The organism is Nonomuraea sp. NPDC047529 (assembly GCF_040642995.1).
Classification (GTDB): domain Bacteria; phylum Actinomycetota; class Actinomycetes; order Streptosporangiales; family Streptosporangiaceae; genus Nonomuraea.
Window position 1 is genome coordinate 1 of record NZ_JBEYTJ010000030.1, and the last position, 22,028, is coordinate 22,028.

Here is a 22,028-nt window from a genome sequence, read left to right on the forward strand (position 1 = left end):
GGTTACATTCCGAACCCGGAAGTTAAGCTTCTCTGCGCCGATGGTACTGCACTCGGGAGGGTGTGGGAGAGTAGGTCACCGCCGGACAATCTTTCGAAGAAGGCCCCACACGGTTGTGTGGGGCCTTCTTTGCGTTGTGGGCCCTTCCCAAGGGCTTTCAACTGTCGCTCCTCGAACGCGGGAGGCTAGGCAGGTCGGGTCGGGCGCATGCGACGCCGGCCGCCGGTCACGGCATTGCCCGACGACAGCGCAAGCTGCAGCTGGCCCATGGGCTGGCCTTTCTGGGGGAGAGTCCCGTGGCCTTAGGGCCTCAATGTCGGGCTCTTCGCCATGAGGGAGACACGGGTCTGGTCCCTGGTTGGACTCGTCGATGACGTCAATGTTCCGCTCCTTCGGGGAGGTGTCGCTCTTCGGACGCGGACGGAGGTGGGATCACAGCAGGCGATCCCACTTGGTTCGTGGCCGGCTGGAGGGTTGCGGGGGCGTCTGGAGGGCTCGTGAACGTGCGAGGGCTTGCTAGGCTGGAGGGAGCGGGCCACCCCCACGGGTGGCCTTCGTCGCGTAAGGCCCGAGGGTGGGCGGCGACCAGCCACGGTGGACCGCCGTTGTGAGTCCGCTGAGTGAGCCAACGAAATGGACCAGAAGTGAACAGAGATAACGGATCGGACGGCGGACAGCGCGGGCGCGGCGACTACGGGGACAGGCGCTCTGGCGGCGGCAGGACTGGCGGATACGGCTCTCGCGGGCGTGATTCCGGTGGCGATCGTCCGTTCCGTTCCGAGGGCCGGCCGCGTCCGTACAACCGCGAGGACAGAGCGCCCCGAAGCGGGGAAGGCGCTCGCGACGAGCGCCCGCCGCGTGAGGGTGGTTTCCGGGAGGAGGGCCGCTCCTACCGGGACCGGGATGACCGCGGGCCCCGTCGCGAGGGCGGCTACGGTGAGCGTCGCGAAGGCGGAGGCGGCTACGGCGACCGCCGTCAGGGCGGCGGTGGCTATGGTGACCGGCGCGAGGGCGGCGGCTACGGTGACCGCCGTCAGGGCGGGTATGGCGATCGCGGGCCGCGGCGCGAAGGCTTTGACCGTGGTCCGCGTCGTGAGGGCGATGACCGTGGTCCGCGCAGGGAGGGCTTTGACCGTGGTCCGCGTCGTGAGGGCGATGACCGTGGTCCGCGCCGTGAGGGCTTCGACCGGGGGCCGCGTCGTGAGGGTGACGAGCGTCGTCCCTTCCAGGACCGTGGGCCTCGGCGTGAGGGCGGCGGCTACGGTGACCGTGGTCCGCGCCGCGAAGGTTTCGACCGTGGTCCGCGTCGTGAGGGCGATGACCGTGGTCCGCGCCGTGAGGGCTTCGACCGGGGGCCGCGTCGTGAGGGTGACGAGCGTCGTCCCTTCCAGGACCGTGGGCCTCGGCGTGAGGGCGGCGGCTACGGTGACCGTGGTCCGCGCCGCGAAGGTTTCGACCGTGGTCCGCGTCGTGAGGGCGATGACCGTGGTCCGCGCCGTGAGGGCTTCGACCGGGGGCCGCGTCGTGAGGGTGACGAGCGTCGCCCCTTCCAGGACCGTGGTCCTCGTCGCGAGGGCGGCGGCTACGGTGACCGTGGTCCGCGCCGCGAAGGTTTCGACCGTGGCCCGCGTCGCGACGACTCCTACGGGCCTCGTCGCGAGGGCGGCTACCGCGAGTCGCGCCCGTTCTCGCGGGACGACCGCGGGGAGCGTCCGGGCGGTGGCACCCGTGCCAGGTACGGCAGGGAGGAGCGCGACTCCGACGCCCCGCAGCGCGAGAGGCTGCCCGAGGTGGCGCCCGACATCACCGCGGAGGAGCTGGACAAGGAAGTACGCGAGGAGCTGCGTTCCCTGCCCGGCGACCTCTCCGACCTGGTCGGCAGGCACCTGGTCGCCGCTGAGCGCGCCCTGGAGGAGGACGATCCCGACAAGGCGCACGAACACACCAAGGTGGCGCGCCGGTTCGCGGCTCGCATCGGTGTCGTACGTGAGGCTGCGGGCATCGTCGCCTACCGGGCCGGACACTTCTCCGAGGCGCTCAGCGACCTGCGTGCGGCCAGGAGGATGACGGGGTCGGATGCGTACCTGCCGGTCATGGCCGACTGCGAGCGCGGTCTGGGCCGTCCGGAGCGGGCCATCGATCTCGTACGTTCGCCGGAGGCGGAGCGCCTTGACCGGGCCGGACGCATCGAGCTGACCATCGTCGAGTCCGGCGCCAGGCGTGACCTGGGTCAGCAGGACGCGGCCGTGATCACCCTCCAGCGTCTGCCCGAGCTGCGCGACCCGCAGCCCAAGCCGTGGTCGGCGCGCCTCGCGTTCGCCTACGCGGACGCCCTGGCCGATGCCGGGCATCAGGAGGCGGCCACCGACTGGTTCGCGCGGGCGATGGCCTTCGACGAGGACGGCGAGACGGACGCGGCCGAGCGGTACGCCGAGCTGACCGGAGCCGTCATCGAGGACGTCGAGGAGGACTTCGAGGAAGACCTCGACTCCGAGGACGACTTCGACGACGCCGGTGTCGCCGACGAGGGCAAGCTGGCCGAGGAGGAGGAAGAGGACACCGAGGCCCTGGCCGAGGCGGACGACCTCCTGGAGCCGGAGGCCACCGAGACCCCTGAGGCGGCCGAGCCTGAGGCCGCCGTGAGTCCCGAGGCGGCAGAGCCCGAGGCCGGCGAGCCGACGGACACCGCTGAGGAGGCCAAGCCGGCCGAGGAGAAGCCGGCCGAGGCCGAGACGCCGGGGATCACGCCCGCGTTCATCGAGCCGGACTTCGGTGACGTGCTGGAGGTCGAGACGGGCGAATCCGCTCAGGACCGGCCGAAGAAGAACGACGAGTAAGTGTTGCTGCTCCGCCGTGCCCTGATGGTCTGGGGTACGGCGGAGCTTTTGTCTCAGGCGAGGTGTGGGCTCGTCATCGTTCGACGCGGTTGAGCCAGTGGAGGATGCCCGCGACGTTCGACGGGGCGCCGCTCAGCAGTTCGAACTGCTCGGCTGTCACGTCGTCCGACTGCAGGGCGGTGTAGCGCTCCTTGGTGCGGTCGCGGACCATGGCGACCGCGTGATCGAGGTCCAGGCCCTCCGAATGTGCCTGGCGGGTGAGATCCACCCAGACGCGGAGCTCTTCGGCGGATCGCTCAAGCGTCTCCTGGACGGCGCCGACCGGGCCGTAGTGGCTGAACAGCAACCGTTGCGGACCGAGCGCCTGGAACAGGGCGATCGAGTCGAGGGCCGTTTGAAGGTCGAAGTCCGGTGGCGGCGTGGCGGGGCGCAGGTCGCCGGTCTGGGGCAGGTACACGCCCGCGGCGTCCCCGACGTACAGGTCGCCGGTGGCGGAGTCGATCAGGCCGACGTGGTGTTTGGCGTGGCCGGGGGAGTAGTGGCTGCTCAGCGTGCGGCCGTTGCCCAGGTCGATGGCGCCGGTGTCGCCCAGGGCGACGATACGTTCGGCTTCGGTGGGGGACAGTTCGCCGAAGAGGGTGTCGAGCTGGTCGCCCCAGACCATCCGGGCACTGGCCATCAGACGCGACGGATCAGCCAGATGGCGCGCGCCCTTCTCATGCACCACCACCTGGGCGGACGGGAAGAACTTCGCGATGTCCCCCACGCCGCCCGCGTGATCCAGGTGGATGTGGGTCACGACCACCGTGGCCAGGTCGTCCGGGCCGACGCCGAGCGAGGCGAGCGCGTCGCGCACCACGGGGGACGAGGTCGAGGTGCCCGTCTCCACCAGGCACGGCCGGTCCCCCAGGATCAGATAGCCGGCGGTGATGCCCGAGTATCCGGCCATCTTGGTGTCGATCTCATAGACGTCGCCGCCTAGTGCGGTGATGTTGTCCACAGGAACTCCCGCGCGTACATCCGTTATCCCCAGAACGACGTTCGTATCGATCCGGGCTTCCCTTCATCGTAGAGAGTGATCTCCGCCGGAACACAAACGGGAGGACGTCAATGGATCGGAACGAGGTCGTGCTCGCGGGGCGGTTGTCCGCGGCGGTCGAGGAATACGCGATGCCGAGCGGCGACATGGCCACGAAGTGGCGGGTCATCGTACGCCGCCGGCGCAGGCACAAGCGGGGCCCGGCGCTCACGGACAGCATCCCTTGTGTCACGTTCGATCCCGAGGTGGCGGAGACCGTGCGGGGCCTCAAACCGAGGGATTTCGTCGAGGTGACGGGCGCCTTCCGCTGCCGGGTCTTCGGTCCGTCCGCCGCCAAGGTCTGGCGGTACGAGGTGGAGGTGAGCGCCGCCAGGCCGGTCGAGGAGCCGGTTCCTGAGCCGTCCCAGGAGATGGCTCCGAGCCGGGGGCCTCGGAAGGTGGCTCAGTTGGCCGGGGCGGGTGGCCAGATCTGATGCCCGGTCCGGGGCCGGGTTCCGTCGCGGGCGTGGAGGGTCGACGGCACGGGGTGAGGCGAGCAGGTGAGGGCGTGCGGGGTCAGTCGATGGCGAACGTGCGTAGCACCAGGCCGGTGCGTGGTTTCGGGCCGAAGGAGGTGGACTTGCGGGGGACTCGTTCGCCGCCCGCGGCCACCGCCAGCACGTCGTGAACCATGAGCGGTTTGAGGATGACGGCTGTGCCGCCCGTCTGGATCGCGAGCCGCAGCGCCGCCTCGGTGTCGTGGTGGACGATGCGTACGGCCTGGTCGTCGTCCTCCATGCCCCACACCTTGGGCAGGATGAACTCGGTGAGGATGGAGGTGTTGAGCGAGTTCCAGCGCTCCGAGTGGTGGTCGGGCATCGCCAGGTTGAGCTGCACCGGGTCGGGGTCGGTGAGCAGGTGGGTGCCGCTTTCTCCGGCGAGCAGGAAGGCGGGCTCGGGAGCGTTCTCCAATGCCTCCAGGCCCTGCCGCAGGTCGTCGTGGTCGTGCACCTGCCAGGCGCCCCTCGCCCTGGCGGCGGCCTCGGTCAAGGGCAGGCCGGGGATGACCCGATGGATGGCCTTGAGATCGGGTGGGTAGGCGGTGGAGTCGACGATCAGGGCCAGCCCGAAGTCCCAGGGGCCCAGCGCCCGCCGGGGCTCGGCCGGGGCGGAGACCGGGGCCTCCGAGGGATGGGCGAGGTGGTCAATCAACTCGTGACGGATCGAGGTGACCGGGCTGGGAGTGGGGCTTGCCGGGTGGTCCGTCACGGTGGGAATGCTTGGGGGAGCGCTCAGGGAGATGTCCCGAGAGCTCTGGGGAAACGTGTCCTGGGGGGTGTGCAGAGGGGCTTCTTGTGGCACGGCGTTGGGCGTGGCCTGGTGAGTTCCGTCCCGAAGGGCTTGGCGGGCGGCGTGTTCCTGGCGCTGCAGGACGCGGTACGTCGCGTAGCGGTGGTGGCCGTCGGCGATCAAGGCCTGACGGTTGCGCAGGTCGGCGTTGATCGCGGCGATCTCGTCCTGGTCGGTGATCGCCCACAGCCGGTGGGTGAGGCCGTCCTCGGTTTCGGCCGTGACGAGGGGCGGTCGCTTGGTGGCCACCTCGTCCACCAGACGGGTGGCCCTGCCGTGGTCGCCGTTGTAGAGCAGGAAGATGGGTTCGAGGTTGGCCTCGGTGGTGCTCATGAGGGCCAGGCGGTCGGCGATCGGTCCGGGCATGACGTCTTCATGGGGGAGGATGACGCGCTCGGCCGGGTCGATGAGGCCGACGTCGCCGATCAGGCCGCGCTGGAGGACGTGCGGGCCGCTCTGCTCGTACACGTACAGGGCGGGGGTGTCGTCGGCCACCAGGACGCCGGCGTCCAGCCAGGCCCTCAGGGTGTCCCTGGCCTCGGCGTAACGGGCTTCGAGCGGCACCTCGGGCCGGTGGTGAAGCCTGGACGGGGGGCCGGCCGGGCCGCGAGGAGGGCTGCCTTCGGCGGAGGGTGTCGCTTCGGGGTTGCAGGGAAGGATGAGGCGGACGACGTTGTTCGGGTGAGAGGCAAGGAGAGCTTCGACGTCCGCGTCGCTGATCAGGTCGTACGGTGGGGAGGTCACCTTGGCGGGATCTTCGACATCGAAACGTACGCCTCGGAAGGGCCGTAGCACCAGTCCGTCCGGCACCGGCAGTTCAGGAGTCCCCATACCGGGCATGCTCCCATAAAAGCTTGCGCCTACCAGGAGTTGCCCCAATCGTTTGCTGTCGCGCCCCTATCGCGGCGGAGCGGGAGCGAGGTTCGTCGTCCGGCGATGAAGGAGTCCTCACGCATGGTTCAGGGCGGAAATGGTCACGATGAGTCCTTGGGCGGCGTTCCTGGGGGCGGTGTCTACGACTGGTATCAGCGTGGTGTGAAGTTGCTGAAGGAGGGGAGTCCCGCGGCTGCCGCGGCATTGCTGGAGCGGGCGGCTGCGGCTGAGCCACAGTCGCGGAGCATCCTTGAGGCATTGGCTCGGGCGCAGTTCAACTCCCGCCAGTATGCGGAGGCCGCGGCCAGCTTCCGGCAGATCGTGGATGCGAATCCGGCTGAGGATTATGCGTATTTCGGGCTGGGGTTGTCGTTGTGGCGTACGGGGGACCTGGAAGGGGCTCAGGAGCCGCTCGCCATCGCGGTGGCCATGCGGCCGGACGAGCGGCATTACGTATCGGCTTTGAAGAGTGTGCGCGCGACGTTGAGGGCTCGCCGGGAGATGTAGGGGTGTAGGGCGCGGACAGGGGCCCGCCGTCGTGCAGTGTCATTGCTCGGGTGGATCTTTTCGGGCCCGATAGGTGCCACCTCAGATGTGCGCTGTCAGGCGGGGAACGTTGCTGGGCGGGCGGTGCCTGCCGCATCGCGGGCCTGACGAGGGCTCTGTGCGGTCGAATGTGCCGCGCCCACGTCTGCGTGGACTCCGGCCGCCGACGGCGACTGATGTTCCTGGCTACTGCGACGATGCTGTCCGGCGCCTCAGGAAGGATTGTCCGGGCCGTCATGCGTCGCCTGTGACGTGACTCTCCGCATGGCCGACTGCTCAAAGGGGCCGGCTCAGCTCTGGCGGGTGGTGTTGGCGAGGATTGCGGTGCGGAGGTAGGTGGCGAGGCCGGGGGAGGTGCGGTCGAAGGTGGCGGTGAAGCGGGGGTCGGAGGCGTACAGGTCGGCGAGGCCGCGGTGGATGTCGTACGTGCAGTCGTAGAACCAGCGGGAGATGTGGGCGCGGTGTTCTTCGGCCAGGTCCATCGCAAGGTCGCTGTCGGCGGGGATGCCGGCGTTCATCGCATCGGCGAGGCGGGCCGAGAGGGCGGATGCCTCGGCTTTGTACCGCTGCCAGTCCTCCTTCGTGTAGGACGAGGTGCGGCGCGCGGATTCGGCCCAGGCACGCGTGTCACCCCAGCGTTCCTCGGCCTCCGCCGAGTGTTCGTCGTGGGCGAAGTCGCCGAAGAGTTCGGTGCGTTCGTCGGTCGTCAGATTGAGTGTGCGGGGCATGGTCGTCCTTCCAGAACGGGTTTCCCGTCAGGGCTTCCTGTGGCGGGGTACGAAGGCGACGCTAAAGTCTCACGCGGCGTGAGAGTCAAACGGGAAGAGGCGCTGTGCTGATTGACGGCTATGACACCTTGCTGCTCGACCTCGACGGTGTGGTCTACCTGGGACCGCACGCCGTGCCCGGGGCAAGTGAGGCGCTGGAGGCGGCTCAGGGCAAGGGCGTGCGGCTCGCCTACGTGACCAACAACGCCTCCCGCACGCCGGCCGCCATCGCCGCCCACCTGCGGGAACTCGGCGTCCCGGCCACGGCGGCCGATGTCGTGACCTCGGCACAGGCGGCCGCGCGAGTGGTCGCCGAGCGGGTGGCTCCAGGCGCCGCGGTGCTGGTCGTGGGCGGGTCGGGGCTGCGGGTGGCCGTACGTGACCACGGGCTCAGGCCGGTGTCCGTCGCGGCCGAGTCGCCTGCCGCGGTGGTTCAGGGGATCGCTCCGGGTCTGTCCTATGCCTTGCTGTCGGAGGGGGCGCTGGCCGTACGGCAGGGGGCGTTGTTCGTGGCCTCCAACGGTGACAGCACCATGCCGACCGGGCGCGGTGAACTGCCCGGGAACGGAGCCATGGTCCGGGTCATCGCCGCTGCCACCGGGGTCGAGCCGGTCTATGCCGGTAAGCCGGATCCGCCGTTGCACCGGGAGTCGATGATCCGTACGGGCGCCCGGCGGCCGCTGGTCGTGGGGGACCGGCTGGACACCGACATCGAAGGAGCCTCCAACGCGGGCGTGGAGAGCCTGCTGGTGCTCACCGGGGTGGCCACCCCGCTCGACGTGCTGACCGCTGAGCCCCGGCACCGGCCCACGTACCTGGCCGAGGACCTCGGTGCGCTGGTCCAGCCCTATCCCGAGGTGCGGGAGGGGGCCTGCGGAGGATGGCAGGCGGAGTGGCGGGACGGGGTGCTGCGCCTCGAAGGAGACGGCAGCCGGATCGACGGGCTGCGCGCGGCCTGCGACGCGGCCTGGGCGGCGGCCGGGGAAGGCCAGGTCGGCGAGGACGCGGTCAAGGAGGTCCTGAAGCGCGTCGGGTGAGGGCCGGGGGCCTCCTTAGACCTGGCCTTCCTTGTCGATCGGCGGCCTTGCATCGAGTGACCGATGCGGTGTCGTACTCTTCCATGGCCCGCAGCACGCCGGACGCGAACACGTACGGCGTGCTGATCATGGAGGAGCGAGTGGGGAGCGATCGTCAGGGCGGGTCGCCGGGGGCGACGTGGCCGCCGGAGGGCGGCTCGCCGATCGGGGGCCGAGGGGTAGGGATGCTGTTCGCCTGTCGCCTAACAGTTAACGAATGCGTTGAACAACGGAACCGGTCAGATCAGCTTGCGCAGGCGTAGCAGGTCGCCGAAGCTCGCGTCGATCTTCACCCGCCCCCCTAGCAGGGCGCGGGCCAGGTCCAGTTCGCCGTCGACCAGCGCGATCAGGTCGTCACTCGCAATGGTGATCTTCACATCGGCCGGTTTGCCCCCGGCCGGCGTTTCCTCGGTGAACGGGTCGAGCCCCCCGTGGTGCAGCCGCCCGTAGAAGGTCACACCGAGGTCGGACACCCGGGCGCTGACCGTGCGCTCGACCACGTGTTTGGCACGATCCTCCGCGCCGATCTCGTCGAACTGGGCGACGAGCCTGGCCAGTGCCGCCCGGCACTCCTCGACGCTTGCCATGTTGGGCATCCTTTCTTTCCCTTTGCGGTCGGTAGCGTTCCACATCACTAGCACCCCCGTATGAGCTTCAACGCGTGACACGCCTGCCAAGGTCCCGGGCGCTCGCCCGAGGCGTTACGGTCGAGTCATGGGTGAGCTGCCGGAGGAAACCGGAGACGAGCGGGTCGACGCCATCGTGGCCGGTCTCGGTCGTGTGGGCGAGCTGCCGGTCAACGAGCACGTGGCGGTGTTCGAGGAGGCGTTCGCCGGGCTGGAGTCCACTCTCGCGGGTGCGGGCGACGAAGCGCTGGGCGAGCGGTGAGCCGGAGGATTCGCCTCGACAGCGAGCTGGTGCGCCGAGGTCTGGCCAGGTCGCGTGAGCAGGCCGCCCAGCTCATCGAGGCGGGGCGGGTCAGCGTGGGCGGGCAGCAGGCGAGCAAGCCCGCGACCCAGGTCGACACGGCCTCGGCCATCGTCGTCGCCGAGTCGGCCGACGGGCCCGACTACGTTTCGCGCGGAGCGCACAAACTTCTCGGGGCGCTGGAGGCGTTCAAGAGCCTGTCGGTGGAGGGGCGCAGGTGCCTCGACGCGGGGGCCTCCACGGGAGGCTTCACCGACGTGCTGTTGCGTCACGGCGCGGCTCACGTGCTCGCCGTCGATGTCGGCTACGGGCAGCTCGCCTGGTCGCTGCGCACCGACGAACGGGTGACCGTGATGGAACGGGTCAACGTGCGCGATCTGACCCCCGACATGGTCGGCGAGGCGCCCACGCTGGTCGTGGGCGACCTGTCGTTCATCTCGCTGAGGCTCGTGCTGCCCGCGCTGGCGCAGGTCGCCGCGCCGCGGGCCGACTTCGTCATGCTGGTCAAGCCGCAGTTCGAGGTGGGCAAGGAGCTCGTGGGGGCGGGCGGCGTGGTGCGCGACCCCGAGCTGCGGGCCCGGTCGGTGCGTGACGCCGCGGCCAAGGCGCGGGAGCTGGGGCTGAGCGTGCGGGGCGTGACCGCGAGCCCGCTGCCCGGTCCGTCCGGAAATGTCGAATATCTGCTCTGGCTAGGCAAAGGAGAGGGTGAGCCCCCCGTCGCCGAGCTCGATGCCGAGATCCAGCGTGCCGTCGCAGAAGGGCCGCAATGAACCGCACCGTGCTCGTCGCCGTCCACACCGGGCGGGGGGCCGCCGTCGAGAGCGCCCGCCTGGTCATCGACCGGCTGGTCCAGGCGGGCATCAACGTACGCGTCCTGGACACCGAGGCCGTCGACATCGGCTGCGGCGGGGTTGAGGTCGTCCCCAGTGACGATCCGGGCTCGGCCAAGGACGCCGAGGTCATGATCGTGCTCGGCGGCGACGGCTCGCTGCTGCGCTCGGCCGAGCTGGCCAAGCCCGCCGGCACGCCCCTGCTCGGCGTCAACCTCGGGCACGTCGGGTTCCTGGCCGAGGCGGAGGTGGCCGACCTGGCCTCGGCGGTCGACAGCGTGGTGGCCGGGCGCTACGACGTCGAGGAGCGCATGACGATCGACGTCCTGGCCAGGCAGAACGGCCGGGTGATCGCCGACACGTGGGCGCTCAACGAGGTCACCGTGGAGAAGCAGGAACGCATGCTGGAGGTGGTCGCCGAGATCGACGGGCGGCCGCTGTCCCGCTGGGGCTGCGACGGCGTGATCTGTGCCACTCCTACCGGTTCGACGGCGTACGCGTTCTCGGCCGGCGGGCCGGTGGTCTGGCCGGAGGTGGAGGCGCTGCTCCTGGTGCCCATCAGCGCCCACGCGCTGTTCGCCCGGCCGCTGGTGGTCTCGCCCCGATCGACGATGGCCGTGGAGATCCTGCCGGACACTCCCGGCGGCGTTCTGTGGTGCGACGGACGGCGGCGTTTCGAGCTGCCCTCGGGCTCGCGTGTGGAGGTTCGCAGGGGCGCCGAGCCGGTCCGCCTGGCCCGCCTGCACGGCGTGGAGAACACCGGCGCCCCCTTCACCGACAGGCTGGTCGCCAAGTTCGAACTACCGGTTCAGGGATGGCGCGGGAGAGTGCGACCCTGAATGAATGGAGGGGAGAACGCGTAGGATCCCATGGGCAACAGGTGTCCGGACACAACCAACCGGCCATCAGGCACGGCAGTGACGGGAGTGGGCAGTGCGACCAAGGGTCGAGGAGGTCCGCATCCAGGGGCTCGGCGTCATCGACGAGGCCGTACTTGAGCTCTCGCCGGGCTTCAACGTGGTCACCGGCGAGACCGGCGCGGGCAAGACGATGGTCGTCACGGGGCTCGGGCTGCTGTTCGGCGGCCGGGCCGACCCCTCGCGCATCCGTCCGGGGGCCGACAAGGCGACCGTGGAGGGCACGCTCGTCGTCGAGCCCGGCGGCCGGGTCGCCCAGCAGGTCGAAGACCTCGGCGGCGAGGTCGAGGACGGCGAGCTGATCATCTCGCGCGCCGTCTCGGCCGAGGGCCGCTCCAGGGCCTGGCTCGGGGGGCGCACGGTGCCCGTCGGCACGCTGACCTACCTGGCCGACGACCTGGTGGCCGTGCACGGGCAGATGGACCAGCAGCGGCTGTTGCAGGCCGCCAGGCAGCGCGCCGCGCTCGACCGTTACGCCGGGAACGAGCTGGTCAAGCCGTTGCGGGCGTACTCGCAGGCGTACAAGCGGCACAAGCAGGTGGGGGCGCTGCTCGACGAGCTGACCACCAAGGCCAGGGAGCGCGCCCAGGAGGCCGACCTGCTGCGGTTCGGCCTGGAGGAGATCGAGAAGATCGACCCCAAGCCGGGCGAGGACGTCCACCTGCGCGAGGAGGAGGAGCGCCTCTCGCACGCCGACGCGCTGCGCAGCGCCGCGACCACGTCCCACACCGCGTTGCTCGGCGATCCGATGGAGGCCGCCGGCGGCGCCCGCGACGTGATCTCGCTGCTCGGGGAGGCCCGCGCGGCCGTCGAGGCCGTGCGCGACTTCGACCCCCAGCTCGCCGGCGTGGCCGACCGGCTCGCCGAGGCCGGATATCTGATCTCCGACGTCGCCACCGACCTGGCCGCCTACGCCGAGTCCATCGAGGCCGACCCGGCCCGCCTGGCCTCCGTCCAGGAGCGCAGGTCCGTGCTGGGCAGCCTGATCAGGAAGTACGCCGAGGACAGCGCCGGGGTGCTGGCCTGGGCCCAGCAGGCGGCCACCCGCCTGGGCGAGCTCGAAGGCGACGACGAGCACATCGAGGAGCTCACCCGCGAGCACGAGGAGCTCACCACCAGGCTCACCACCCTGGCCGCCGAGCTCACCAAGGTGCGCGAGGCCGCCGCGGAGCGCTTCGGCCAGGCCGTGACCGACGAGCTGACCGCGCTGGCCATGCCGCACGCCCGGGTCGTGGTGCAGCTCACCCAGAGCGCCGAGTTCGGCCCGGAGGGCGTCGACGAGGTGGAGCTGCGGATGGCCGCGCATCCGGCCGCGCCGCCGCTGCCGCTCAACAAGGGCGCCTCCGGCGGCGAGCTGAGCCGCGTCATGCTCGCCATCGAGGTCGTGTTCGCCGGTGCCGACCCGGTGCCGACGTTCGTGTTCGACGAGGTCGACGCGGGGGTCGGTGGCAAGGCCGCGGTCGAGATCGGGCGCCGGCTGGCCCGGCTCGCCCGCACCGCGCAGGTGATAGTCGTCACTCACCTCCCGCAGGTGGCGGCCTTCGCCGACCAGCATCTGGTCGTCGAGAAGGCGAGCGACGGCAGTGTCGTGCGCAGCGGCGTCGTCACGCTCAACCACGAGGGGCGCGTACGCGAGCTGTCCCGCATGCTGGCCGGTCTGGAGGACTCCGAGCTGGGCCGGGCACACGCGGAGGAGCTGCTGGGACTCGCAGCGGCCGACAGGTGATTCTGTGTGACATAGTGGACACGCCGCGTAGTGCTTGGCCTCCGCGCTGTTTCCCTCTGGCAGGATGGTCATGATGAAGGTTCCGGGGAGCAAGATGCCGGGCCTCCGTGGCAGGAAGGTCGGTGACCTTCCCGGTGTGACGGCAGTGGCGAGAATCGACCGGCGAACCAAGAGGCTCACCAAACGCCTCCAGCCCGGGGAAATAGCGATTATCGACCATGTCGACGTTGACCGGGTCAGCGCGGAGGCGCTCGTCGCATGCGGCGCGGCGGCTGTGGTCAACGTCGCCGCGGGCATCAGCGGCCGCTATCCCAACCTGGGCCCGCAGATCCTGCTCGACGCGAGTGTGCCGTTCGTCGACAACGCCAACCCCGAGCTGTTCGAGCGCGTCAAGGACGGCGACGTCGTCCGCGTGCACGAGGGTGTCATCTACCTCGACGACGACGTCGTGGGCAAGGGCGACGAGCAGACGACCGAGGCCGTCGAGGCCGCCATGGCCGAGGCACGCGCCGGGCTCGCCGTGCAGATCGAGGCTTTCGCCGTCAACACGATGGAGTACGTTCGCGGTGAGGGCAAGCTTCTCATCGATGGAGTCGGCGTGCCTGAGATCCGCACCCCGATGGAGGGCAGACATGTCCTCATCGTGGTGCGCGGTTATCACTACAAGGAAGACATCGCCACCCTTCGCCCTTACATCAGGGAATACCGGCCCGTCCTCGTCGGCGTCGACGGCGGCGCCGACGCGCTGCTGGAGGCCGGCTACCTCCCCGACGTGATCGTCGGCGACTTCGACTCCGTCTCCACCAAGGCGCTGACCTGCGGCGCAGAGCTCGTCGTGCACGCCTACCGCGACGGCCGCGCGCCCGGCCTGGAGCGGGTGCACCAGCTCGGCCGCGAGGCGGTCATCTTCCCGGCCACCGGCACCAGCGAGGACATCGCGATGCTCCTGGCCGACGACAAGGGCGCCGAGCTGATCGTCGCGGTCGGCACCCACGGCACCCTGGAGGAGTTCCTCGACAAGGGGCGCTCCGGCATGGCCAGCACCTTCCTGACCCGGCTGATCATCGGCAGCAAGCTCATCGACGCCAAGGGCGTGAGCAGGCTCTACCGTAGCCGCATCACCACCCCGCAGCTCCTGCTGCTCGTGATCACCGCGCTGATCACCATGGGGGTCGCCCTCTTCCTGTCACCGCTCGGCCAGACCTGGCTGAACGGCCTGCAAGACGTCTGGAACGCATTCATCTTCTGGCTGGTCGGACTCTTCTCGTGATCGATTTTCGCTACCACGTCGTCTCCATCGTCGCGATCTTCCTGGCGCTGGCCGTCGGGATCGTCCTGGGCACCACGCTGCTGCAGGAGCCCGCGGTCAAGTCCGCGCAGGAGATCAGCGCGCAGCTCACCAAGACGAAGGACGAGTTGCGCGTGCAGATCGACCAGCTCCAGGGCCGCGAGGCGGGCAACGACGCTTTCGTCGCCAGCGTCACGCCGAAGCTGGTGGCCGGCGAGCTGACCGGCCAGCACGTGCTGCTGGTCGAGACGCCGGGTTCGAGCACCGCGTTCCGCGAGGCCGAGCAGCAGGTGCTGGAGGAGGCGGGCGTGGAGGTGAGCGGGCGCGTCACGCTGACCGAGAAGTTCTTCGACCCCGATCGCAGCGGCGTGCTCGACGGCCTGGTCAACCAGCTCAAGCCGGTCGACATGGTCTTCCCGTCCACGGCGACCGTCTGGGACAAGGCGGGCGCGCTGCTCGCCTCCACGCTGCTCACCACCGACCAGGCCCAGGCGGGCACGCCCAACGCCGCGACCGCCGCCGTCCTCAGCGGGTTCGAGGCCGGCGGGCTGGTCAGCATCGACGGCGACCCCGCCAAGCGGGCCATGCTCGCGGTGATGTTCGCGCCGGAGAAGGCGTACGAGGGGGAGCAGGCCGAGACCCAGCTCGGCGCGCTCGTCTCGGTCGCCGACCGGCTCGACGCGGCGGGCAAGGGCGCGGTGCTGGCCGGCAGCGCCGCCAACACGGCTGTCACCGGGGGCGCTGTCAGCGCCCTTCGAGACGACGGCGACGTCTCCAAGCGCGTGTCCACCGTCGATACCGTCGATATGCCCGCGGGCCGGGTCGTGGTCGTCTACGCTCTCCGGGAGCAACTGAACGGGCGCGCCGGCCAGTACGGCATCGGCAAGGGGGCCTCGGCCACCCAGCCCGCGTTGCCGACCACCACGCCTTCACCGACCCAGTCAGGGAGCTGACATGGCCCGTGGCCTGCTCTACGCGCTGGCCGGCGCCGCGATCGGCGCCGCCGCCGCCCGTGCCGCCTACTCCGCCTTCACCCGGAACCGTCCGGCCGACCTGGGCGGGCGCTGGACGCGCAAGAACCACCGCGGCGAGCCCATCACCCTCCTGGAGGGGCCCGCGTTCGTCGCCGGTTCCGGCGTGGCGGCCGCGCTCACGCCTGGCCTGACGCCGCGTACCCGGCTGGCCGCGGTGCTGGCGGGCGTCGGCACCGGCGCCCTAGGGGCCTACGACGACCTCTACGGCACCACGTCCTCCAAGGGCTTCAAGGGCCACCTGACGGCCCTGACCCGTGGCGAGGTCACCAGCGGCGCCGTCAAGATCCTCGGCATCGGGGCCACCGGGCTCGGCGCCGCCGCCCTCGTCTCCGACGGGCCCGTGGACACGCTGGTCAACGGTGCCGCCATCGCGGGCGCGGCCAACCTGGCCAATCTGTTCGACCTTCGTCCCGGGCGGGCGATCAAGGTCGGGCTGCTGGCCGGCGGGCCGCTGCTGGCGATCTCGCTGCTGCGGTCGTCGCCCGCCGCCGCGGCCCTGGCCGCCGTGCCGCTGGGGGCCGCCGCCGCGCTGCTGCCCGACGACCTCGGCGAGCGCGCGATGCTCGGCGACGCGGGCGCCAACTCGCTCGGCGCCCTGCTCGGGCTGGCCGCGGTCACCAAGCTCGGCAGGCCGGGCAGGCTCGTCCTCCTGGGCACGGTCGCCGCGCTCACCGCGGCCTCGGAGAAGGTCAGCTTCACCAAGGTCATCGCCACGAACCCGGTGCTCAACCGGATCGACATGCTCGGGCGGCGTCCCGTCGACCCCGTGTGACCCTCCGGGCGCGATTGTCGGTGGCACCTGCCAGGATGTCCGCGTGACCGGATACTGGGCGGGGGAGGCCGGGTGCGGAGCGTGACGGCGCGGGGTGTGGCGGGTGGCGCCCTGCTCATCGGGGCGATCACCGTGCTGGCGCGGATCGCCGGCTTCGTCAAGCAATACGCCTTCGCCCAGACCGTCGGCACCAACTGCCTGTCCACCGCCTACATGACGGCCAACCAGATCCCCAACATCGTCTTCGAGGTCGTCGTCGGGGGCGCGCTGGCGGGCATGGTGGTGCCGGTGCTGGCCGGGTCCGCCGCCTCGCGCGAGCGCACCGGGCACATCAGTTCGGCGCTGCTGACGTGGGTCGTCGTGGTCCTGGTGCCGCTGGGGGCGCTCACCGCGCTGTTCGCCCGGCCGGTCATCGGCCTGTTCCTCGGCGAGGCCGTCCACGGGTGCGACACGGCCCATCTCGTCGCCCTCGCCACGCGGATGCTGGTCGTCTTCGCCCCCCAGATCCCTTTGTACGGCGTGGCCGTGGTCCTCTACGGCGTGCTGCAGTCGCACAGTCGCTTCGCCGGGCCCGCGGTCGCGCCGCTGGTGTCCAGCATCGTGGTCATCGTGGCGTACCTGCTGTTCGTGCCGCTCAGCGGGGGGACGGCCGACCCGGCTCAGCTGCCTGGGCCCGCCGAGCTGGCCCTGTCGGTGGGCACCAGCCTGGGGGTGCTCTCGCTCGTGCTGACCGTGCTCGGGCCCGTGTCGCGGCTGGGGCTGCGGTGGCGGCCCACCTTACGCTTCCCCGACGGCGTGGCCGGGCAGGTGCGCAGGCTCGCCCTGGCCGGGATCGCGGCGCTGCTCGCCCAGCAGGCCGCCATGATCGTCGTGGTGCTGCTGTCGAACAAGGCGATCGGCAACGGAGCCCTCACCGTCTACAACTACGCGTGGGCGATCTACCTGGTGCCGTACGCGGTGCTGGCCGTGCCCATCGCCACCAGCGCGTTCCCCCGGTTGTCGGCGCAGGCGGGTGACGCGGTCGCGTTCTCGGCGCTGGCGGCGCGTACGACGCGGGCCGTGGTGCTGGTCACGGGGCTGGCCGCCGGCGTGCTGGCCGCCGCGTCGGGGCCCGGGGCGGTGGTGTTCCTGGGAGGCAGGAGCGAGGTGCCGCCGCCTCAGCTCGCCCTGGCGATCGCGTTGTTCGCGCCGGGCATCGTCGGCTACGGGCTCATCGCCCACCTGAGCCGGGTGCTCTACGCGGCCGGGCTCGGGCGGGCGGCGGCTACGGGGACTGTGGCCGGGTGGCTGGTCGTCATCGTCGCGCAGACCGTGCTGGTGCTGGTGCTGCCCGCCGAGTGGAAGATCGGCGGCATGGCGCTGGGGATGAGCCTCGGCATGACCGCCGGTGGGGTGCTGCTGCTCGCGTCCGTGGTTCGGGCGCGGGGGAGCGGGGCCGCAGCGGGGCTTCCCAGGGCCGCGGGGGCGGCGGTCGGTGGTGGCGTGCTGGGGTACCTGGCGGGCGCGTGGGTGGTGGGGCGGCTCGGTGTCTCCGGTATCTGGCCGAACGTGGGTGCTGTGGTGCTGGCGGCGGTGGTGGCCGTGGTGGTGGGGGTTGTTGTCGTGGTTGCTGTGGACCGGTCGGACGCCAGGGCAGTGGCCGGGCTGTTCAGGCGGGGCGGCTGATCCTCTACGGCGGGTCCGCTGCTCTGCGGGGGCGGTTCATGGTCTCCTGCGGTTCCTGATCTTCCGCGATGAGGGCCTTGAAGTGAGCGGTCGTGTGGGGGTGACCTGCCCTTTACGGTTTCGGCTTTGAGGTGTGGTCACGGGTTCCGATGAGGATCTTGGAGGGGTCTTGCGGGTGGCTTTTGTGATGGGCACCACGTCCGGTGGTACCGGGCGGCATGTACGGATGCTCGTCGAAGGGCTGGTGCGGCGCGGGCATCAGGCGGCGGTGGTGGGGCCGGGGAGTGTCGAGGAGGCGTTCTCCTTCCGGGAGGCGGGAGCCACGTTCGCCGAGGTGCCCGTGTCCGATCGGCCGCATCCGCTGAACGATCTGCGCGCGGTGCTCGCGATTCGGCGGCTGACGCGGGATGCCGACGTCGTCCACGCTCATGGCCTCCGTGCGGGGGCGCTGGCGAGCCTGGCGCTGCGGGCGATCAGGCCGCGGACGTCGAAGCGCGCGGGGGCCGAGTACCAAGAGACAGGGCGTCAGGGGATCGGATCGCAGGAGGCCAGGGGCTCAACGCCGGCAGGGGGCTCGTCGGGAGGGAAGGGGCCGGGGGTGGTGGTCACGTTGCACAACGCACTGACCGCCGGCGGTTTCGTGGGATTCGTCTACGGGGTGCTGGAGCGGATCGTGGCGCGGCGGGCCGATCGGGTGCTGGTCGTCTCGCCGGACCTGGCGGAGCGGATGACCGCCCTGGGAGCCCGGAAGGTGGGGGAGGCGGTGGTGCCCGCGCCCCCGCTCCGCCCGGCCCGGCGTACGCCGGAGGAGGTTCGGGACGAACTGGGGGCGGGCGACCGTCCCCTGGTGCTCACGATCGCCCGGCTCGCCCAGCAGAAAGGACTCGACACCCTGCTCGACGTGGCGGCGGGGCCGTGGGAGGGCCCGATGCCCCTGTTCGCCGTGGCGGGTGAGGGGCCGCTGCGGGAGGAGCTCCAGGACCGGATCAGGGGGCGGAGCCTGCCCGTGCTGCTGCTGGGAGACCGGGGCGACATCCCCGACCTGCTCGCGGCCGCCTCCGTCGTGGTCAACTGCAGCCGCTGGGAAGGGCTGCCGCTCAGCCTCAGCGAGGCCCTGATGGCGGGCAAGCCGGTGATCGCGTCAGGCGTGGGCGGGATCCCGTGGCTGGTGGGCGACGCCGGGATGCTCGTGCCGTACGGGGACGCCGAAGGGCTGCGGAGCGCGTTGCGGAAGGTCCTGGACGAGCCGGGGGTCGCGCGGACGCTGTCGGAGGCGGCGACGCTGCGGGGACGGGAGTTGCCGGATGGTGACGATGCCGTGGAAAGCGTACTCGGGGTGTACGAGGCGGCAAGATCGTATGGATGATGGGAGCAAAGTGTCGGCGTATACTGCGTGGGTTAGGGAGGGGAGTATCCCTTCGCGACAGCCTCGTCATCACGGTGCAGCCCCGCTCCACGGGGCCCCCGGGGCTGCCGGTCCGCGTTGTTCGCGGGCGGGAGAGACCTCCGGCAATGAGTCATGCATGCCGGAGGGTTTGAACCGTGACCGTACCTGTGTGGGCCTGGATCGCCGTCATCGGCGGTCTGCTCGTCGTCCTCGCCTTTGACCTGTGGATCGTCGACCGCGGTGAGGCCCGTGAGTTCTCCATGCGGCAGGCCGGATATTGGGTCACCTTCTATGTCGCCCTGGCCGCGTTGTTCGGTGTGGGGTTGTGGGCCACGTTCGGGGCCGACAAGGCGGGGGAGTTCTTCGCCGGTTACATCACTGAATACAGCTTGAGCGTCGACAACCTGTTCATCTTCTTCATCATCATGAGCCGGTTCGCGGTGCCGCGGCCCTACCAGCACAAGGTGCTCCTGGTCGGCATCGTGCTCGCGCTGGTCATGCGCGGCATCTTCATCGCGCTCGGGGCCGCCGCGCTCGAACGGTTCAGCTGGCTCTTCTACGTCTTCGGCGCCTTCCTCGTCTACACCGCCGTCAATCTGATCCGGCAGCACCTCAAGGGCGAGGAAGAGGAGTTCAACGAGAACATCCTGCTCAGGTGGGTGCGCCGGGCGTTCCCGACCACCGAGGGGTACGTCGGTTCCAAGGTCACCGTCAAGATCGACGGACGCCGCATGGTGACCCCCATGCTCATCGTGATGATCGCCATCGGAACCACCGACCTGCTGTTCGCCCTCGACTCGATTCCGGCCATCTTCGGGCTCACCAAGGACCCCTACGTCGTCTTCACGGCCAACGCGTTTGCCCTGATGGGGCTGCGTCAGCTTTACTTCCTGCTGGGCGGGTTGCTGCAGCGACTCGTCTACATCAGCTATGGTTTGGCGTTCATCCTCGGGTTCATCGGGGTTAAGCTGATAATGGAGGCGTTGCATGCCAGCGGCGTCTCCTGGGCACCCGAAATTCCCATCTGGGTGTCGCTCACGGTCATCGGCTCCACCATGGCGATCACCACGGTTGCGAGCCTGATCAAGGCCCGCATGATGAGCGGCGAAGGCGAGCAGACGCACCCGGAGCAGGTCTAGCGGAACGGCTATCGAGGCGCTTTGCTTGTGTAGTTGCGCCGTGTAATAGTTGCGAGTTCCGTAACAGCATGGCAAAGCGCCTAGTCCAGTCACCATCAAAGGTTGTACGTGTCAGACGATTCTGCTAAGTCGAGCCGCGTCCGGCTCGCGCGCGGGGTCTCCCCGTGGCTCCTCCCGACGGCGGCCGCGGCGGCCGCCACCGCGCTGCTGACGCGCCGAGACCGGCGCTGGGCCCTGGCTGCGGCCCCGCTGGGTGCGCTCACCGGTGGCATGCTCTGGTTCTTCCGCGACCCCGAGCGCACTCCAGGCGAGGGGCGCATCCTGTCGCCCGCCGACGGCGTGGTGCAGAGCATCGACCCCTGGCCGGACGGCCGCACCCGCGTCGCGATCTTCATGAGCCCCCTGAACGTGCACGTCAATCGTGCCCCTCTTGCGGGAAATGTCACGTCCGTGCAGCATGTGGCAGGTGGGTTCCTGCCGGCGTTCAACAAGGACAGTGACCAGAACGAACGCGTGGTGTGGCATTTCGAGACCGCGCTGGGCGACATCGAGATGGTGCAGATCGCGGGCGCCGTGGCGCGCCGGATCGTGCCGTACCTGAGCGCTGGGGCCAAGGTGGCGCAGACCGAGCGAATCGGTCTCATCCGGTTCGGCTCGCGGGTCGACATCTACCTTCCCGAAGGCATCTCGCCCGCGGTCTCCGTGGGTGAGAAGACGGTTGCGGGGGTGACCAGAATTGACCACGGCTGACGCCGGCAGCTGGCAGGCGGGCGAGGAAGAGCCCCGCGGTCCTGTGGGCAAGGCGTTCCGCCTGTCCGCCGCGGACTCGCTCTCGCTGGGCAACGCGGTCTGCGGGTTCCTCGCGGTCTGCGTCCTGGCCTATTCGGCGATCCAGCAGCTCACGGTCGCCGACGGCAAGTTCACGCCGACGCCGAGCTACTTCGCCACCGCCATCGTCCTGCTGCTCATCGGCGCGACCTGCGACCTGTTCGACGGGCTCGTCGCGCGGCGCTTCCGCGCCTCGGCGATGGGCGCCGAGCTGGACAACCTGGCCGACGTGATCAGCTTCGGGTTCGCGCCCGCGTTCATGGTCGTGATCTGGGGTGTCGGCGCGCCGCCTTCGGTGCCGTTCATCGCGGTGGTCACCGCCGCGGCGGCCGTGCTGGTCGCCGGTGTCGTACGCCTGGCGCGCTTCGCGTGCGTCAAGACCAAGAGCGGCGACTTCATGGGCCTGCCCATCCCGATGGGCGCGATGACCGTGATCTCGATCGTGCTGCTGTTCCAGCCCAGCATCTGGGCGCTGTTCGCGGTGCTCGGCGTGGCCTGGCTGATGGTCAGCCGCATCGAGTACCCCAAGCCGAAGGGGCAGCTGGCGGCGGTCGTCCTCGGCTGGATCATGGTGAACGTGGCGTTCCTCACGGTCTGGGTGGCCTGGCCGGAAGGCGGCGACCTGCCCATCAAGATCGGCGCGACCATGCAGATCGCGCTCGTCGCGGCCATCCCGCTGCGCATGTTGTTCTACAAGCGGGAGCTGCGCAAGGAAGCCGAGCGAATCGGCAACTAGGGGATTTTTCATCCATCTTCGGCTTTGATGGATCCATGTCGGCTACGCCACGCGAGCACACGCGGACGTACTATCTCGGCAAGCTGGCCACGGAGCTGGAGCAGCGCGGGCTGACCGCCACCTTGCGGGCCTATCCGCCCGCGCTGAGGATCAGCGATCCCGACACCGCGCTGCTGGCCGAGACGATCGACTGCGTGCCGCTGCCCGAGGGCTGGTTCTACCGCTGGTCGTGGGGTGAGCTCGTCGGCCTGGCCGACGATCCGGCCCTGGCGGCCAGCCGCATCGTGCGCGTGCTGGCCGCGGGACGGTGAG

Annotated in this window: 21 protein-coding genes and 1 rRNA gene; 18 read left to right on the forward strand and 4 right to left on the reverse strand. The window is 70.3% G+C overall.

All coding sequences use genetic code 11. The features are described from left to right. Positions 1 to 87: ribosomal RNA gene (gene rrf / locus ABZ815_RS36125) — 5S ribosomal RNA — on the forward strand; the annotation flags it as partial. 1,703 nt (positions 88 to 1,790) lie between these two features. Beyond that, positions 1,791 to 2,837 carry a hypothetical protein gene (locus ABZ815_RS36130; RefSeq protein WP_357705712.1) on the forward strand — a complete coding sequence of 349 codons (1,047 nt, stop codon included), beginning with the start codon at positions 1,791 to 1,793 and terminating at the stop codon, positions 2,835 to 2,837. 73 nt (positions 2,838 to 2,910) lie between these two features. Here the strand turns inward: ABZ815_RS36130 and ABZ815_RS36135 are convergent, their stop codons facing one another. Further along, positions 2,911 to 3,837: an MBL fold metallo-hydrolase gene (locus ABZ815_RS36135; RefSeq protein WP_352326199.1), complete on the reverse strand. Its 927-nt coding sequence runs from the start codon at positions 3,835 to 3,837 to the stop codon at positions 2,911 to 2,913. A gap of 110 nt (positions 3,838 to 3,947) precedes the next feature. Between ABZ815_RS36135 and ABZ815_RS36140 the strand changes: the two genes are divergently transcribed. Continuing rightward, complete coding sequence (locus ABZ815_RS36140; RefSeq protein WP_357705713.1) at positions 3,948 to 4,349, forward strand: single-stranded DNA-binding protein; 402 nt, start codon at positions 3,948 to 3,950, stop codon at positions 4,347 to 4,349. 82 nt (positions 4,350 to 4,431) lie between these two features. Here the strand turns inward: ABZ815_RS36140 and ABZ815_RS36145 are convergent, their stop codons facing one another. Next, entirely contained in the window at positions 4,432 to 6,045 is a 1,614-nt protein-coding gene (locus ABZ815_RS36145) for a DUF1015 domain-containing protein (RefSeq protein WP_357705714.1), read from the reverse strand. Positions 6,046 to 6,159: 114 nt separating this feature from the next. Here ABZ815_RS36145 and ABZ815_RS36150 point away from each other — a divergent pair, with 114 nt between their 5' ends. After that, positions 6,160 to 6,585: a tetratricopeptide repeat protein gene (locus tag ABZ815_RS36150; protein WP_357705715.1), complete on the forward strand. Its 426-nt coding sequence runs from the start codon at positions 6,160 to 6,162 to the stop codon at positions 6,583 to 6,585. A 329-nt stretch (positions 6,586 to 6,914) separates the two neighbouring features. Here ABZ815_RS36150 and ABZ815_RS36155 read toward each other — a convergent pair whose 3' ends face one another. Further along, complete coding sequence (locus tag ABZ815_RS36155) at positions 6,915 to 7,352, reverse strand: TipAS antibiotic-recognition domain-containing protein (protein WP_357705716.1); 438 nt, start codon at positions 7,350 to 7,352, stop codon at positions 6,915 to 6,917. A 104-nt stretch (positions 7,353 to 7,456) separates the two neighbouring features. Between ABZ815_RS36155 and ABZ815_RS36160 the strand changes: the two genes are divergently transcribed. Further along, positions 7,457 to 8,428: an HAD-IIA family hydrolase gene (locus tag ABZ815_RS36160; RefSeq protein WP_357705717.1), complete on the forward strand. Its 972-nt coding sequence runs from the start codon at positions 7,457 to 7,459 to the stop codon at positions 8,426 to 8,428. Between the two features lie 278 nt (positions 8,429 to 8,706). Here the strand turns inward: ABZ815_RS36160 and ABZ815_RS36165 are convergent, their stop codons facing one another. Further along, entirely contained in the window at positions 8,707 to 9,054 is a 348-nt protein-coding gene (locus ABZ815_RS36165) for an SCP2 sterol-binding domain-containing protein (protein WP_357705718.1), read from the reverse strand. A gap of 127 nt (positions 9,055 to 9,181) precedes the next feature. On the opposite strand from ABZ815_RS36165, the gene ABZ815_RS36170 reads away from it, so the two are divergent. From ABZ815_RS36170 to ABZ815_RS36230, 13 genes are all read left to right on the forward strand, one after another. After that, the gene (locus ABZ815_RS36170; RefSeq protein ID WP_357705719.1) at positions 9,182 to 9,355 is read left to right on the forward strand and encodes a hypothetical protein; all 174 of its coding nucleotides are present in this window, start codon (positions 9,182 to 9,184) and stop codon (positions 9,353 to 9,355) included. After that, positions 9,352 to 10,164: a TlyA family RNA methyltransferase gene (locus ABZ815_RS36175; protein WP_357705720.1), complete on the forward strand. Its 813-nt coding sequence runs from the start codon at positions 9,352 to 9,354 to the stop codon at positions 10,162 to 10,164. Before ABZ815_RS36170 ends, ABZ815_RS36175 begins: the two co-directional genes overlap by 4 nt. Continuing rightward, positions 10,161 to 11,063 carry an NAD kinase gene (locus ABZ815_RS36180; RefSeq protein ID WP_357705721.1) on the forward strand — a complete coding sequence of 301 codons (903 nt, stop codon included), beginning with the start codon at positions 10,161 to 10,163 and terminating at the stop codon, positions 11,061 to 11,063. The genes ABZ815_RS36175 and ABZ815_RS36180 overlap by 4 nt, the downstream gene beginning before the upstream one ends. Before the next feature lie 94 nt (positions 11,064 to 11,157). Continuing rightward, the gene (gene recN / locus ABZ815_RS36185) at positions 11,158 to 12,867 is read left to right on the forward strand and encodes a DNA repair protein RecN (RefSeq protein ID WP_357705722.1); all 1,710 of its coding nucleotides are present in this window, start codon (positions 11,158 to 11,160) and stop codon (positions 12,865 to 12,867) included. Positions 12,868 to 12,940: 73 nt separating this feature from the next. Then, positions 12,941 to 14,137 (forward strand): putative cytokinetic ring protein SteA, encoded by a 1,197-nt coding sequence (gene steA / locus ABZ815_RS36190; protein WP_357705810.1) that lies wholly within the window; start codon positions 12,941 to 12,943, stop codon positions 14,135 to 14,137. Next, positions 14,134 to 15,108: a copper transporter gene (locus ABZ815_RS36195; RefSeq protein ID WP_357705723.1), complete on the forward strand. Its 975-nt coding sequence runs from the start codon at positions 14,134 to 14,136 to the stop codon at positions 15,106 to 15,108. Before steA ends, ABZ815_RS36195 begins: the two co-directional genes overlap by 4 nt. A 1-nt stretch (position 15,109) precedes the next feature. Then, positions 15,110 to 15,961, forward strand: a complete 852-nt coding sequence (locus ABZ815_RS36200; RefSeq protein WP_357705724.1) for a hypothetical protein — start codon at positions 15,110 to 15,112, stop codon at positions 15,959 to 15,961. A 72-nt stretch (positions 15,962 to 16,033) separates the two neighbouring features. Then, positions 16,034 to 17,626, forward strand: a complete 1,593-nt coding sequence (locus ABZ815_RS36205) for a lipid II flippase MurJ (protein WP_357705725.1) — start codon at positions 16,034 to 16,036, stop codon at positions 17,624 to 17,626. Between the two features lie 187 nt (positions 17,627 to 17,813). Continuing rightward, a complete protein-coding gene (locus ABZ815_RS36210; protein ID WP_357705811.1) occupies positions 17,814 to 18,992 on the forward strand; it encodes a glycosyltransferase family 4 protein in 1,179 nt (392 codons plus the stop codon). Between the two features lie 176 nt (positions 18,993 to 19,168). Then, entirely contained in the window at positions 19,169 to 20,152 is a 984-nt protein-coding gene (locus ABZ815_RS36215; RefSeq protein WP_357705726.1) for a TerC family protein, read from the forward strand. 108 nt (positions 20,153 to 20,260) lie between these two features. Further along, entirely contained in the window at positions 20,261 to 20,902 is a 642-nt protein-coding gene (locus tag ABZ815_RS36220; protein WP_357705812.1) for a phosphatidylserine decarboxylase, read from the forward strand. Next, positions 20,889 to 21,716 (forward strand): CDP-diacylglycerol--serine O-phosphatidyltransferase, encoded by an 828-nt coding sequence (gene pssA / locus ABZ815_RS36225; protein ID WP_352364447.1) that lies wholly within the window; start codon positions 20,889 to 20,891, stop codon positions 21,714 to 21,716. The genes ABZ815_RS36220 and pssA overlap by 14 nt, the downstream gene beginning before the upstream one ends. 35 nt (positions 21,717 to 21,751) lie before the next feature. Then, positions 21,752 to 22,027, forward strand: coding sequence for a hypothetical protein (locus ABZ815_RS36230; protein WP_357705727.1), 276 nt, complete (start codon positions 21,752 to 21,754; stop codon positions 22,025 to 22,027). Position 22,028 lies beyond the last annotated feature (1 nt).

Coding starts and splice junctions, on each gene's coding strand:
- ABZ815_RS36230 (WP_357705727.1), top strand. CDS start 21,752: ATGTCGGCTACGCCACGCGAGCACACGCGGACGTACTATCTCGGCAAG.
- ABZ815_RS36140 (WP_357705713.1), top strand. CDS start 3,948: ATGGATCGGAACGAGGTCGTGCTCGCGGGGCGGTTGTCCGCGGCGGTC.
- ABZ815_RS36150 (WP_357705715.1), top strand. CDS start 6,160: ATGGTTCAGGGCGGAAATGGTCACGATGAGTCCTTGGGCGGCGTTCCT.
- ABZ815_RS36165 (WP_357705718.1), bottom strand. CDS start 9,054: ATGGCAAGCGTCGAGGAGTGCCGGGCGGCACTGGCCAGGCTCGTCGCC.
- steA (WP_357705810.1), top strand. CDS start 12,941: ATGAAGGTTCCGGGGAGCAAGATGCCGGGCCTCCGTGGCAGGAAGGTC.
- ABZ815_RS36155 (WP_357705716.1), bottom strand. CDS start 7,352: ATGCCCCGCACACTCAATCTGACGACCGACGAACGCACCGAACTCTTC.
- ABZ815_RS36180 (WP_357705721.1), top strand. CDS start 10,161: ATGAACCGCACCGTGCTCGTCGCCGTCCACACCGGGCGGGGGGCCGCC.
- ABZ815_RS36145 (WP_357705714.1), bottom strand. CDS start 6,045: ATGCCCGGTATGGGGACTCCTGAACTGCCGGTGCCGGACGGACTGGTG.
- ABZ815_RS36170 (WP_357705719.1), top strand. CDS start 9,182: ATGGGTGAGCTGCCGGAGGAAACCGGAGACGAGCGGGTCGACGCCATC.
- ABZ815_RS36200 (WP_357705724.1), top strand. CDS start 15,110: ATGGCCCGTGGCCTGCTCTACGCGCTGGCCGGCGCCGCGATCGGCGCC.
- ABZ815_RS36210 (WP_357705811.1), top strand. CDS start 17,814: ATGGGCACCACGTCCGGTGGTACCGGGCGGCATGTACGGATGCTCGTC.